The sequence below is a fragment of the Shimia sp. FJ5 genome (assembly GCF_032918335.1).
In the GTDB taxonomy this organism is placed as follows: domain Bacteria; phylum Pseudomonadota; class Alphaproteobacteria; order Rhodobacterales; family Rhodobacteraceae; genus Shimia; species Shimia aestuarii_A.
In genome coordinates, this window is sequence record NZ_JAWJUV010000001.1 from 766,891 (window position 1) to 780,114 (window position 13,224).

The following is a 13,224-nucleotide window of genomic DNA, read 5'->3' on the forward strand; positions in this document are numbered from 1 at the left end:
ATCAGGGCTATGTCGACAAGGTAAGCGAGAACTTTTGCTCTTGCATCGCCTTGCCCCATTGATCGCCGGTCTTTTGCTCGACGAGGGCAAACCCGTGTTTTTCATAGAGCGCGCGGGCGGCATTGAGGCCAGAGAATGTCCAGAGGTCGACCTGTTTAAAGCCCTGCGTGCGGCAATGGGCGAGCGCGGTTTCCAAGAGCGTATTGCCAAGGCCCGATCCTTGCAGGTCGGGGTCGAGGATGAACCAGCGCAGATGCGCCACGCCGTCGCCGAGGTCTTCTCCGTCGATGGAGATGCCGCCGACAATGTCTCCGTCCCGGTCGATCCACCAGGTGCCATTCGCGGGGTTGGAGAGGCGGGGCAGGAAGTCGGCCATGCCTGCCGCGACGGTGGTTTCAAACGCCTGCCCGAAGCCGACAAGGGCGCTATAGTATCGGGCGTGTAGCGTGACGATGCGACCAAGTAGGCCGGGAGTATAGCCGGTGCGGATGTTTGGCGCAGGGGGCGTCGTGTCGGTGCGTGCAGCGGCAAGCGCCCCGGCATAGAGGCGCAGGCCGTCGCGGATCGCTTCGCCATCGCGCGGGGTTACGCGGTCGAGGGCGGCGCTGACGCGGGTCACGGCAAGGCGGTTGATCTGATCAAGGCTGGCGCGGCCCTCTTGGGTGAGGGACAGGTGTTTGGCGCGGCGGTCATCAGGGTCGGGCGTTTCGCTTACCAAGCCTTTGGTGCTGAGCGATTTCACCAGCCGCGAGATGGTCGATTTCTCGAGCAGGAGCCGGGCCGAGAGATCGCGCGCGGTCAGCCCGTCTTCGAACCCGAGTTCGACAATCGCGTGCACGGCGGAAGACGACAGGCCAATCCCCGGCAGGGCGCTGTTGAGCACGCCCAACTCGCGCATCAGATGGCGGGAATGGTGGCGGATCGGGGCGACGAGCGCTTTGGTCATGAAGATCCCTTGGTTGCTTGATGCAACTTTAGGACGGGGAGGCCCGGTTTGTCACCTGCGCGATTTGGTCTCGGGACGAAAAAGCCGACCCGCTTGTTGGCGGATCGGCTTGGAACCGGGGCCTCGAAAGAGTCTGGCGTGCGGTCCGCAGATCGCGGCGGCGCGGATCAGTCGAGGAAGGCTTTTTCGACCACATAGGTTTGCGGGTCGGAATTGGCACCTTCGACGAGGCCATAGCCTTCGAGCATCTCTTTGATCTCGAGGTTGAAGGCAAGGTTGCCACAGACCATGGCGCGGTCGTTCTGTGGGCAGAGCGGCTCGACGCCGAGATCGGCAAAGGCCTCGCCCGAGCGCATCAGGTCGGTGATGCGGCCCATCTTGGCGCTCTCTTCGCGGGTGGTGGTCGGGTAATATTTGATCTTTTTCCAGAACCCTTCGCCGATCACCTCGTTCAGGAGCTCATCTGTCTTGAGGCTTTCGATGATCTCGCGGCCATAGGTCAGCTCGCCTGCTTCGCGGCAGGTGTGGGTGATGATGACTTCGTCATAGTCCTGATAGGTCTGCGGCTCGCGGAGAAGCGAGGCAAAGGGGGCAAAGCCGGTGCCGGTCGCGAAGAACCAGATGCGTTTGCCGGGCAGGAGCGCGTCATGCACCAAGGTGCCGACGGGTTTGGGGCGCAGGATGATCTCGTCGCCGGGCTTGATATGCTGAAGCTTCGACGTCAGCGGGCCGTCTTGCACCTTGATCGAGTAAAACTCGAGCTCTTCATCCCAAGAGGGCGACGCGATGGAATAGGCGCGCAGGAGCGGTTTCTGCTTGCCGGTCTTGGGATCAGGATCGCCCATGAGGCCGATCATCACGAACTCGCCCGAGCGGAAGCGGAGCGAGGCCGGACGGGTGCATTTGAAGGCAAAGAGCCGGTCGGTATAGTGTTTGACCTCGGTGACGGTCTGGGCGTCAGGCAGGGTCGGAACTTTGGGAATAGCGGTCGCTTGGGCGTCGGTCACGTCGGGTCGCTCGTTCGTTTGGTTGCAATGAGAGGTGGCAGAAAGCTGGGCTTTGCCTAACAGGTTGATTGGGGTTTTAAAAATGTATCTGAAAGATTGCTTTGATCTGGCGCAAGTTTTTCATCTGCCGTGGCCTGTGCGGAACAGCATGCCGGGGAAGGGCGCAAAAACGGACTGAAATCCCGAAAATTTGGCCCTCTGAACCGGCGAATACAGGCTGAGCAGCCTTGAGAAGTGGGAGAGTCTCCCGTATCGAAGCCATGAAGGCGGAGAATCCAGAACATCTGTTCCGAATCTCTTGCCATGAAACCGGCCTGTCGAGGAGGCATGCATGGCTGTGAAGATCGATGAGCTGGATCGGAAGATCCTTGAGTGCCTGCAAGAGGATTCCGGCCGCTCGCTCGACGAAATTGCCAAGATCGTGGGATCGTCCAAGACCCCGGTCTGGAACCGGATTCGCAAGCTTCGTGAGGCCGGGGTGATCCGGCAGCAAACGGTGATCCTCGACCCCGAGGCGCTTGGGTTTGAGGCGTGTTTCTTTGTTCTCATCCGCACCAGCGAGCATGAGGCTGACTGGCAGGCGGCGTTCCTCAAGGCGCTTCGGGATCGCCCGGAGGTGCTTGAGGCGCACAGGTTGGCGGGGGATATCGACTATATCCTGAAAGTGCGGGTCGCCAATGCGCGCGCTTATGATGCGTTCTATCAGGCGCTGATCTCGGAGGTGCGGGTGCATAACGTGACCGCGCTATTGTCGATGGAAGAGATCAAATCGACCACGCGCCTGCCGCTTGTGGCGGGAGATGGGGCCTGAGATATGGCCATCTGGGCGCGGGCGTTGGTAAGATCGACAGCATGAGAGCCATTATTCGCCATAGATACGCGATCCGCCTTGCCTTCGCGCTCTTGCTTGCCACCGTGTCGGGCGGGGTGTGGTGGTTCGGCTATGGTCAGGCGCTGGCGCAGATCGAGGAACGCGGCAAGTCGGACCTTGCGTTGGCGGCGGATTGGCTCACGGCGCAGTTACAGCGGTATCAAGAGCTTGCAGTTCTGATGGCACCGCATCCGACGCTTGTGGCCCTGTCAGGCGGGCGCGGCGGCGAGGGTGCGGCGAAGGCGCTATTGCTTGATGCGGCAGACAAGACGACAGCGCGGGCGGTGGTCTATGCCGATAGCGAGGGGCATGTTCTTGCGTCGGCCTTTGGCGATGCGGGGGAAATTCTGCGCGGCCGACCCTATTTCGAGCGCGCCTTGCACGGGGCGCTTGGGGTTTATCACGATGTCGACCCGGCGAGCGGGCGACGGGCGTTTCATTTCGCCGCCCCAAGTTTTGCCAGCGATGGCCGGGTGCAGGGGGTGCTTGTGGTCAGCGTCGATGTGACCTCGGTGGAGGAAAACTGGCGCGGAGATGGGCCTCCTGTATTTTTCGTGGATGACAACAAACGGGTGTTTATCACCAATCGCTCTGAGCTTCTTTTCTGGGAGCGGCGCGGCGACATGGCGGGGCTTGTCCCGCCTGTGGGAGCGCGGCCCGCATTCCGCGAGATCACGCGGGCGGGCTATGCGCTCTGGCGGCTGGACTGGGGGCCGTATGTGCCGAACCTTGGCTTGCACCTTGTGAAGCCCTTGCCGGTCATTGGGATGACCGCCGAAGCCGTGATCGACGCGGCCCCGGCACGACAGCTTGCGGGATTGCAGGCGGCGGTGGTGGCGGCGCTCATCCTTGCGTTTGGTATTTTCCTCGATCAGGCGATGCGACGGCGGCAAGTGCTTGCGCAGGCGAACGCAGTTCTTGAGGAGCGGGTCGCGGCGCGGACCGAGGCGCTTTCGCTCAGCAACACGCAGTTGCGCCGGGAGATCACCGAACGCCAAGAGGCCGAAGCTGCGCTCAAGAAGGCGCAGGCCGATCTTGTTCAGGCGGGCAAACTATCGGCGCTGGGCCAGATGTCTGCGGGGATCAGTCACGAGTTGAACCAGCCCCTGATGGCGATCCGGCAATATGCGGACAATGCGGCGCTTTTCCTTGAGCGGGAAAAGCCGGAGGTCGCGGGCGACAACCTTGGCCGGATCAGCGCCATGGCGGCGCGCATGGCACGGATCATCAAGAACCTGCGCGCCTTCGCCCGCAATGAGAGCGAGCCGATGGGGAAGGTGGACCTCGTGCAGGTGATCGAGACGGCGGTCGAGTTGACGTCGGCGCGGCTTCGGGCCGAAGATGTGCGGCTGACCTGGGACATGCCGGAGGGGGCGGTGCTTGCCTGGGGCGGAGAGGTGCGGCTTGTGCAGGTCTTCGTCAACCTGATCAACAATGCGGCGGACGCGATGGCGGGTGTCGCCGATAAGGAGATCACCATCTCCCTGCGCCACGACGCGCGGCTTGCGGTCGATGTGGCCGATACCGGGCCGGGCATCGAAGACCCGGATCGGATTTTTGAGCCGTTCTATTCCACCAAGGCGGTGGGCAGTTCGGACGGTATGGGGCTTGGTCTGTCGATTTCTTACGGGCTTGTGCAGAGTTTCGGCGGCGCGATCCGGGGGAGCAATTCCGCGCGCGGTGCGGTGTTCACCGTCGAGCTTGATCCGTGGAGCGAGGAGGCGGCGGCATGACGCGGAAAGTGCTTCTTGTCGATGACGATGCGGCGGTGCGTGCGGCGCTGGCGCAGACGCTCGAGCTGGCCGATCTCGAGGCCATCCCGGCGGGGAGCTTCATCGAGGCCAAGGATCATATCGCGCCGGGGTTCGAGGGCGTCATTCTGTCGGATATCCGCATGCCGGGGCGGGATGGGTTTCACCTCTTGTCTTATACGCGCGGCGTTGATGCGGAATTGCCGGTGATCCTTTTGACCGGAGAGGGCGATATCCCGATGGCGGTTTCGGCGATGGGTCAGGGGGCGTTTGATTTCCTGGAAAAACCCTGTGCGCCCAAAGATTTGCTTGCCGTGATCGAACGTGCGTTGCGGACGCGGGCGCTTGTGCTTGAGAACCGGCGTCTGAAGGCGCAGCTTGAGACAGGCGATCCAGCGGCGCGGATGCTATTTGGCAATTCTGACCTTGCCGAGGGGTTGCGCCAGCGGGTGCGCAGCGTGGCGCGAACGCAAGCGGAAGTGCTTGTCAGCGGCGCGCCGGGCAGTGGGGTTTCCAAGGTGGCCGAGGTGGTGCATCTGTGTTCGCCGCTCTCGAAGGGGCCTTTCGGGAAATACGCCGCGAGCGGCATGGATGCAGAGCGATTTGCCCGCGCGGTCAAGGATGCGGCGGGCGGGAGCCTGTTTCTCGACGAGGTGGCGGTCCTGCCGATGGAGACGCAATTCGCGTTGATGACGATGATGGAGCAGGGCGGGCATCCGCGGCTCTTATTCGGGAGCACGCAGGAATTGGGCCGGGCGGTGGAGGCCGGGCAGCTTCATGCCGATCTCTATTACCGGCTTGATGCGATGCAGGTACGGATTCCAACGTTAGCCGAGCGGCCCGAAGATATACCGGTTCTGTTTCGTCACTATGTCGCGCAGGCCGCTGAGCAGGCGGGGCTTAGCGCGCCGGAGATCACGCCGGACCTCCTTGCAGACCTGATGGCGCGGGACTGGCCGGGCAATGCGCGGGCGCTGATGAGCGTGGCGATGCGCTTTGTGCTCGGGCTTCAGGACGGCGACGAGGCGCAGGATCACGGCGGGCTTGGGCTTGCCGAGCAGATGGCGCAAGTGGAGCGCTCGCTTTTGACCGAGGCGCTTCGGCGTGCAGGAGGCCGGGCGAGCGCGGCGGCGGAGGCGCTCAAGCTGCCACGCAAGACGCTTTATGACAAGCTCGCCAAGCATGGGCTGAAGCCGGAAGAGTTCCGCTAGGGGCAAGCCCTTTGGAAAGGGCTTGGACAAGGATTTCCGAAAATCCTTGCGCGCCTATTCTGCCGGGGTGGTCTTGCCTTCGCAGCGGGGGAGTTGGTCTGTCTCGTGGAGTTTCAGATCGCGAGAGGGCGAGAAATCAGCGCGCACATGATCCCACCAATGACCGAGATAGGTTTTCTCGGACGTGGCATGGAACACTTCCGGCGCGATGCGATGCAAGTCGGGCAGGCGGGTCCAAGGGACATTGGGAAAGCTATGGTGTTCGTTGTGATAGCCGGTGTTGAACAGGATCAGGTTGATCGGGCCATAGGTCGAGCGGGTCGGGTTCTCGTCATCGGTGCCGGGATGTTCAGAGAGCGATTGGCCAAGGTTGGAAATCCCCAGCTTGCCGAGGAAGAAGGACAGCGACCAAAGGTGATAAAGCAGCGCCCAAGGCCCGAGGAGGGCGAGCATTGCGAGGTTTGAGATCAGGGACACCGCGATGAAGGGGCGCATGTCGCGGCCATCGGGGCGGGTTCCGGTAAAACGGTCGACGGGATCCGCGACGGGACGGCCCGAGGCCCAGGCGTAGAGTCGGGGCAGGATCGCATCGCCGAGCATGAATCCGAGCGGCAGCGCGTGAAGGAACAGCGTCAGGAGGGTCAGGAGGCGCTGGGTCACGGGATGAGTGCGGCGCACGTGCTGGCGCGCTTGCAGAGCGCAGATGTCCTCGTGTTCGTAGTCGCGCTCATAGTCACCGACAAAGGGGTGGTGGCTTGTGACGTGCTGATGCTGATAGGTGAGTTGCTTGCCATAGGAGGTCAGGATCGCCTCGAGGCCAAGGTCGAAGGCCAGTTTGGCCCGGTCGCCGCGAAAGACCAGCTTGTGACAGGTCTCGTGGATGAGCGAGGCGGCGGAGTGGTAGACGATCTGCCCGATGAGAAAGGCCGTGAGGCCGACCAGCAGCAGCCCGCCATCGGAGACGGCCCAGGCGATCCCCCATTGGATCGCGAAGAGGATTGGCAGGGCGAGCGCGGTGCGCGGCTCGGGACCAGAAAGATCGGCCAACTCGGGATGGGCCTTGAGCGCGGCGCGGCGCATATCGTTGTGGCGGCGCGATTGCGGCGAGATGGTTCCGGTGGCGCGGGGGGCGGCAGAGTCGGGCATGGCATTCCTGCGAAGTAAGGCTTGGGCAGAGTAGGGCGCGGGCGCGGGCCGGGTCAATGTGCAGAGGTGACGCGCCATGGCCGTGGAGGGGACAAAAGGCCTATTCGGGGAGGGCGATTCACTGTGCGGATTTTCGCACAAAGGCGGCTTGGCCCGTGCGGGAAATCGCACAGTCCGTGCCGCGCGCTTGGGTGTTCGGTGTGCGAGGGCGCAATATTGCCCTGAAAACAAACGGGAAATGCAAAAATGTCATAGCTTGGTAACAAACCCTTGAGCGGTTTTTGCCTGACCGTCAGTGTTTTGCGCGGATCGCCCGGTTTTCGGGCATCGGACATATCGAATTCTTGACCTCTGGGAGGAGACCACATGAAATTCCTGACCACCGCAGCGACCGCTCTCGCGCTTACCGTGACTGCCGGCACCACCGCAATGGCCGCTTGTGACGATGGCGAAATCGTCATCAAGTTCAGCCACGTGACCAACACCGACAAACACCCGAAAGGCATTGCCGCCTCGCTTCTCGAGCAGCGCGTCAATGACGAGATGAACGGCAAGGCTTGCATGGAAGTCTTCCCGAACTCGACCCTCTACAACGACAACAAAGTTCTTGAAGCCATGCTTCAGGGCGACGTGCAGCTTGCCGCGCCGAGCCTTTCGAAGTTCGAGAAGTTCACCAAGAAATTCCGCATCTTCGACCTGCCGTTCATGTTCAAAGACATCAACGCCGTGGACGCGTTCCAAGCGTCGGACTCCGGTCAGGCCCTTCTCGACTCCATGCAGCGCCGCGGCCTGCAGGGTCTCGCCTACTGGCACAATGGCATGAAGCAGATGTCGGCCAACAAGCCGCTCGTCTCGCCGTCGGATGCCAACGGCCTCAAGTTCCGCGTGCAGTCCTCAGACGTGCTCGTGGCACAGATGGAAGCCATCGGCGGCAGCCCGCAGAAAATGGCCTTCTCGGAAGTCTATGGCGCGCTTCAGCAGGGCGTTGTGGACGGTCAGGAAAACACCTGGTCGAACATCTACGGCAAGAAGTTCTTCGAAGTGCAGGACGGCGTGACCGAAACCAACCACGGTGTGATCGACTATCTTGTCGTGACCTCGGTGGACTGGCTCGACAGCCTCGACGCGGATGTGCGTGACCAGTTCCTCACCATCCTTGGCGAAGTGACCGCGACCCGGAACTCGGAGTCGACCTCGGTGAACGAAGCCGCGAAACAGGCGATCGTCGACGCAGGCGGCACCATCCGTCAGCTCTCGGCAGAACAGCGCCAGGACTGGGTCGACACGATGAAGCCGGTTTGGGACCAGTTCTCGGACGACGTGGGCCAAGACAACATCGACGCGGCTCAGGCGATCAACGCCTCCATGTAATCTGATCGCTGCGCTTTCGGGCGCAAGATCTTGGGGCGGCCCATGCGCTGGGCCGCCTTTTTCAAACAACCCACCTAGCAAGACGGGGACAGGCCTTATGCAGCATAAGCATAGCTTTGTGGACCGGATCGAGGAGACGCTGATCGCGCTCCTGCTTGGGCTCATGACGGTCATCACCTTTGCCAATGTCATCGCCCGTTTCGGATTCAACTCAAATATTCTCTGGGCGCTGGAACTGACGGTGTTCCTGTTCGGCTGGCTTGTCCTGCTTGGCGCCTCTTACGCCGTGAAGAAGCACAGCCATCTTGGCGTCGACGCGATCATCAACATGGTGCCCGCCCCTGTGGCGCGTATTCTCGGGCTGATCTCGGTCACGGTTTGCATTGTGTTCTCGCTCCTTCTTTTGAAAGGGGCCTATGACTACTGGGCCGTGTTTGCGGACTTGCCGCCGACGTCGGGGCGCTGGTTCCCGACCGGGTTTGAGGACAGGTTCCGCTCGCAATCGTTCTACGAGGTGCAGGACGTGCCGATGGTCGGCGCGCTCAGCTTTCTCGAAGACCTTATCAATTACGGCGAAGAGTACGAGAAGATGCCCAAGGTGGTGCCTTATCTCGTCCTGCCCGTTTCCATGGCGCTTCTCGTGTTCCGGTTCTTCCAGGTCGCGCTTCAAATCTGGCGCGGAGAGACCGACCGTCTTGTCGCGAGCCACGAGGTCGAGGACGAGATCGACGAAGTGCGCGCATTGCAGGGGGAGCATGACTGATGGAAGTTGTTCTTCTATTCACCATGGTGATCGGGCTGCTGTTGATCGGGGTGCCGATTGCGGTCTCGCTCGGTCTTAGCTCGACGCTGTTCCTTCTCTTCTTCTCGGAGAGCTCGCTGGCCTCGGTGGCCGGGACCTTGTTCGAGGCCTTCGAGGGGCATTTCACGCTTCTGGCCATTCCGTTCTTTATTCTCGCCTCGAGTTTCATGACCACGGGCGGCGTGGCGCAGCGGATCATCCGCTTCTCCATCGCCTGTGTCGGGCATTTGCCGGGCGGGCTTGCGATTGCGGGGGTCTTTGCCTGTATGCTTTTCGCCGCGCTTTCGGGATCGTCCCCGGCGACCGTGGTGGCCATCGGGTCCATCGTGATCGCGGGCATGCGGCAGGTTGGCTATAGCAAGGAATTCGCCGCCGGTGTGATCTGTAACGCGGGCACGCTCGGCATCCTCATCCCGCCGTCGATCGTCATGGTGGTCTATGCCGCCGCGGTCGAGGTCTCGGTGGGGCGGATGTTCCTTGCAGGGGTCATTCCGGGCCTTCTCGCCGGGTTCATGCTCATGGTGACGATCTATGTCATGGCGCGGGTGAAGAACCTGCCCAAGGGCGAATGGCTCGGCTGGGGCGAGGTCTTTACCTCGGGGCGCGAGGCGGGTTGGGGTCTGTTCCTCATCGTGATCATCCTTGGGGGCATCTATGGCGGTATCTTTACACCGACCGAAGCCGCCGCCGTGGCCGCCGTCTATGCCTTCTTGATCGCTTGTTTTGTCTACAAGGACATGGGGCCGCTTGCGGGCGGCGAGACGGGCGAGAAATCGAGCCTGCTGCGGAAACCTTATGCGCTTGTCACGGCGCTTGTGCATCCGGACACGAAACATACGCTGTTCGAGGCGGGCAAGCTGACCGTCACACTTCTTTTCGTGATCGCCAACGCGCTTATCCTGAAGCATGTGCTGACCGACGAACAGGTGCCGCAGACCATCGCCAATGCGATGCTGTCGGCCGGGTTCGGGCCGGTGATGTTCCTCATCGTGGTGAACGTCATCCTGCTTATCGGCGGGCAGTTCATGGAGCCTTCGGGGCTTCTCGTGATCGTGGCGCCGCTGGTGTTCCCGATTGCCATCGAGCTTGGCATTGACCCGATTCACCTTGGGATCATCATGGTGGTCAACATGGAGATTGGGATGATCACGCCACCGGTGGGGCTCAACCTTTTCGTGACCTCTGGGGTGGCTGGGATGCCGATGATGTCGGTGGTGCGGGCCGCGCTGCCGTTCCTCGCGGTGCTCTTTGTCTTCCTCATCATGGTGACCTATATCCCGTGGCTTTCGACAGTATTGCCGAACACCTTCATGGGGCCTGAGATCGTCACCCAGTAGGGCGGTCACAGATGCGATTTTGGCGGCGTCCCGAGCACTCGGGGCGCCGTTTTTCATGGCGATGTTGAAAGGGGCGCGGCGGGGCCGCGCGCAGGTTTTCTCGTCATCGGCCCCTTGTCAGGGGCCGCTGCCTGCGGATTGCCTCCGGCGGGGATATTTTTGGCAAGAGGAAGGTCAGGCGGCGTCGAGTGCGTCGATGATGGCCTGGAAGTCGTCGGCCTTGAGGCTCGCGCCGCCGACCAGCGCGCCGTCGACATTGGCGACCGAGAAGATTTCAGAGGCGTTCTCGGGCTTCACGGAGCCGCCGTAGAGGATGCGGAAGGCATGGCCTTCGCCGCCGAAGCGGTCGGTCAGGGTTGTGCGGATGAACTCATGCACTTCGTTGATCTGTTCGAGCGTCGGGATGCGGCCGGTGCCGATGGCCCAGATCGGCTCGTAGGCGATCACGGTGTTGGCGCCGGTGGCGGTGTCGGGGAGGGAGCCTGCGAGTTGACTGCCGATCAGGGCAAGGGTTTCACCGGCGTCGCGTTGGGCAAGGCTTTCGCCGATACAGACGACCGCGAGCAGGCCCTCGGACCATGCCGCCGCGACCTTGGCGGCGACGGTGGCGTCGGTTTCGCCATGGTCTTCGCGACGCTCGGAATGGCCAAGGATCACGGCAGAGGCGCCGCAATCGGCAAGCATCTCGGCGGAGATATCGCCGGTGTGGGCCCCGGACTGCGCGGCGTGGCAGTCCTGACCGCCGATGGCGATATCGCCTGCGACCAGCGTGGCGCGTGAGATCAGCGTCGCGGGCGGGCAGATCAGGCGACCGGTCTGGGACGGTGCAGGCGCGGCGGCGAGGCGCTCCAGTTCGGCGAGGTCCGCCCCGAGCCCGTTCATCTTCCAATTGCCTGCGGCCAGTTTGCGACGCATCTGCTGCTCCTTCTTGATTTGGTTGATCTGTTTTCAAGGGTTCGCCGCTATGCGTCAAGGGCACCTTGCGTCGCGCCGCGCGTGGGGCGTAAAAGAAGGGGCGAAATCGGAGGTGTGAGATGATCCCAAGACTTGATGCCCGCAAGATCGATGCGCGGGACGCGCAGACCATGGCGCAGCTGCGTCAGGGCGTGGAGGAAGCGGGGTTTCTTATTGTCGAGAACTCGGCACTGACCAAGGCGGATGTGCTAGAGGTGATCGAGGTCTACCGGGCCTTTTTCAAGCAACCCGAAGCGGCCAAGCGCGGCGTCGACATGGCGCGCACCGGGGCCAACCGGGGCTGGGGCGCGCCGGGGTCTGAACAGGTCGATCCAGAGGCGAACCCGGACTACAAGCAAGTCTTTGATTGCGGGTTTGAATTGGCCGCCGATGACCCGCTTCGGGCGTTGAACCTATCGGTTTATGGCGACAACCTCTGGCCGGACGTGCCGGAGGCGTTTCGCGCCACGGTGCAAGGCTATTATGGCCGGGCGCTTGAGGTGTCGATGGGGGTGCTGAGGGGAATCGCGGCGGCGATCGGGCAGCCGGAGGACTATTTCGATGCGGCCTTTTCGCGGCCCATGGCGCTTTTGCGGGCGAACTACTATCCGCCGCGGCCTGAGTGGGCGACGGAGAAGGATTTCGGCATCGGCACCCATACGGATTACGGCTGTGTCACGCTTCTGGGGACGGATGGCGTTGGCGGGCTCGAGGCGCAGCAGCGGGATGGGACGTGGATTCCGGTCGAGGCGGAGCCGGGGGTGTTTATCATCAACTTTGGCGAGATGCTCGAGATGTGGACCGATGGCAAGGTGCGTGCAACGCCGCATCGCGTGAAGGGGACGAGCGAAGAGCGGATTTCCGTGCCGATGTTCTTTAACCCCAACCACGACACCAATGTCGCGCCAATCGGATCGGGGCGGGAAATCCTTGCGGGAGATCATCTCGAGAAGCGGTTCAACGAGACCTATCTACACCTGAAAGAGACGGCGTAAGAAGGGGTTAGGCGGCGTTCCTTACGCGCGCCTTACATGCCTTCGAACTTGATCGATTCACCGCAGCCGCAGGCTTCGGTGACGTTCGGGTTGTTGAACTTGAAGCCGCTTTCGAGGAGCGAGGTTTCATAGTCGATCTCGGTTCCAAACAGGAACATCTGGGCCATGGGCGCGATCATCACGCGGGCGCCGTCGACCTCGACCACCTCGTCGTTGGAATCGGGTTCGGAGACGTATTCCATGGTGTATTCCATGCCTGCGCAGCCGCCTTTCTTGACGCCGATCCGCAGGCCAGCATGGCCGTCCTTTTGCATCAGCCGCGTGATCTGGGTCACGGCGGCGGGGGTGATGGTCACAGGCGATTTTCCGGGAATGCCAAACATGAGCGTTCCTCCTTAAGCCTTTGAAAGGTCACATAAAGCCAAGTTCGAGCCGGGCTTCGTCGCTCATCATTTCCATGCCCCAGGGCGGCTGCCAGACGAGATCGACAGTGACGTTACGCACGCCGCCGACACCGGCAATGGCCTCTTGCACCCAGCCCGGCATCTCGCCCGCGACGGGACAGCCCGGCGCGGTCAGGGTCATGGTGATGTGAACATCGTTTTCATCAGAGATTTCAATCGTGTAGATCAGGCCAAGATCGTAGATATTGACCGGGATCTCGGGGTCGAACACGCTCCGGCAGGCCTCGACGGCCTGTTCGTGCAAGGGATGGTCCGTGCTTGACGGAGCAATCAGGGGCGTGCCTTCGACGGGATCGGGTAGTTCAGTCATGTGATGCCTGTCCTGCGGGTTACTTGAGCAAACATATAAGGATTGTGAGGCGCGAGGTC

The 13,224-nt window shown here is 62.0% G+C and carries 13 protein-coding genes; 7 read left to right on the forward strand and 6 right to left on the reverse strand.

Features of this window, described 5'->3' with window-relative positions:
• Nucleotides 1-7: 7 nt before the first annotated feature.
• On the reverse strand, nucleotides 8-946 hold the full coding sequence (locus R1W01_RS03910; protein ID WP_297756222.1) for a bifunctional helix-turn-helix transcriptional regulator/GNAT family N-acetyltransferase: 939 nt from the start codon (nucleotides 944-946) through the stop codon (nucleotides 8-10).
• A gap of 167 nt (nucleotides 947-1,113) precedes the next feature.
• Entirely contained in the window at nucleotides 1,114-1,953 is an 840-nt protein-coding gene (locus tag R1W01_RS03915) for a ferredoxin--NADP reductase (protein ID WP_297756220.1), read from the reverse strand.
• 331 nt (nucleotides 1,954-2,284) lie between these two features.
• On the opposite strand from R1W01_RS03915, the gene R1W01_RS03920 reads away from it, so the two are divergent.
• Genes R1W01_RS03920 through R1W01_RS03930 form a run of 3 tightly spaced genes read left to right on the forward strand, consistent with a single transcriptional unit; the run spans nucleotide 2,285 to nucleotide 5,786 of the window.
• The gene (locus R1W01_RS03920) at nucleotides 2,285-2,764 is read left to right on the forward strand and encodes an Lrp/AsnC family transcriptional regulator (protein ID WP_297756219.1); all 480 of its coding nucleotides are present in this window, start codon (nucleotides 2,285-2,287) and stop codon (nucleotides 2,762-2,764) included.
• Nucleotides 2,765-2,805: 41 nt separating this feature from the next.
• On the forward strand, nucleotides 2,806-4,557 hold the full coding sequence (locus R1W01_RS03925; protein ID WP_297756218.1) for an ATP-binding protein: 1,752 nt from the start codon (nucleotides 2,806-2,808) through the stop codon (nucleotides 4,555-4,557).
• Entirely contained in the window at nucleotides 4,554-5,786 is a 1,233-nt protein-coding gene (locus tag R1W01_RS03930; RefSeq protein ID WP_243612406.1) for a sigma-54-dependent transcriptional regulator, read from the forward strand. The genes R1W01_RS03925 and R1W01_RS03930 overlap by 4 nt, the downstream gene beginning before the upstream one ends.
• 54 nt (nucleotides 5,787-5,840) lie before the next feature.
• Here the strand turns inward: R1W01_RS03930 and R1W01_RS03935 are convergent, their stop codons facing one another.
• Complete coding sequence (locus R1W01_RS03935) at nucleotides 5,841-6,932, reverse strand: fatty acid desaturase (RefSeq protein ID WP_297756216.1); 1,092 nt, start codon at nucleotides 6,930-6,932, stop codon at nucleotides 5,841-5,843.
• Nucleotides 6,933-7,298: 366 nt separating this feature from the next.
• Here R1W01_RS03935 and R1W01_RS03940 point away from each other — a divergent pair, with 366 nt between their 5' ends.
• From R1W01_RS03940 to R1W01_RS03950, 3 genes are all read left to right on the forward strand, one after another.
• Nucleotides 7,299-8,303 (forward strand): DctP family TRAP transporter solute-binding subunit, encoded by a 1,005-nt coding sequence (locus R1W01_RS03940; RefSeq protein ID WP_243612408.1) that lies wholly within the window; start codon nucleotides 7,299-7,301, stop codon nucleotides 8,301-8,303.
• A gap of 97 nt (nucleotides 8,304-8,400) precedes the next feature.
• Entirely contained in the window at nucleotides 8,401-9,066 is a 666-nt protein-coding gene (locus tag R1W01_RS03945; RefSeq protein WP_243612409.1) for a TRAP transporter small permease, read from the forward strand.
• On the forward strand, nucleotides 9,066-10,442 hold the full coding sequence (locus tag R1W01_RS03950; protein WP_243612410.1) for a TRAP transporter large permease: 1,377 nt from the start codon (nucleotides 9,066-9,068) through the stop codon (nucleotides 10,440-10,442). Before R1W01_RS03945 ends, R1W01_RS03950 begins: the two co-directional genes overlap by 1 nt.
• A 174-nt stretch (nucleotides 10,443-10,616) precedes the next feature.
• Here the strand turns inward: R1W01_RS03950 and tpiA are convergent, their stop codons facing one another.
• Entirely contained in the window at nucleotides 10,617-11,357 is a 741-nt protein-coding gene (tpiA, locus tag R1W01_RS03955) for a triose-phosphate isomerase (RefSeq protein WP_297756214.1), read from the reverse strand.
• A gap of 119 nt (nucleotides 11,358-11,476) precedes the next feature.
• Here tpiA and R1W01_RS03960 point away from each other — a divergent pair, with 119 nt between their 5' ends.
• Nucleotides 11,477-12,391, forward strand: a complete 915-nt coding sequence (locus R1W01_RS03960) for an isopenicillin N synthase family dioxygenase (protein WP_297756213.1) — start codon at nucleotides 11,477-11,479, stop codon at nucleotides 12,389-12,391.
• Between the two features lie 32 nt (nucleotides 12,392-12,423).
• Here the strand turns inward: R1W01_RS03960 and R1W01_RS03965 are convergent, their stop codons facing one another.
• Nucleotides 12,424-12,774, reverse strand: coding sequence for a HesB/IscA family protein (locus R1W01_RS03965; RefSeq protein WP_243612413.1), 351 nt, complete (start codon nucleotides 12,772-12,774; stop codon nucleotides 12,424-12,426).
• A gap of 28 nt (nucleotides 12,775-12,802) precedes the next feature.
• Nucleotides 12,803-13,165, reverse strand: coding sequence for an SUF system Fe-S cluster assembly protein (locus tag R1W01_RS03970; RefSeq protein ID WP_243612414.1), 363 nt, complete (start codon nucleotides 13,163-13,165; stop codon nucleotides 12,803-12,805).
• Nucleotides 13,166-13,224: the final 59 nt, after the last annotated feature.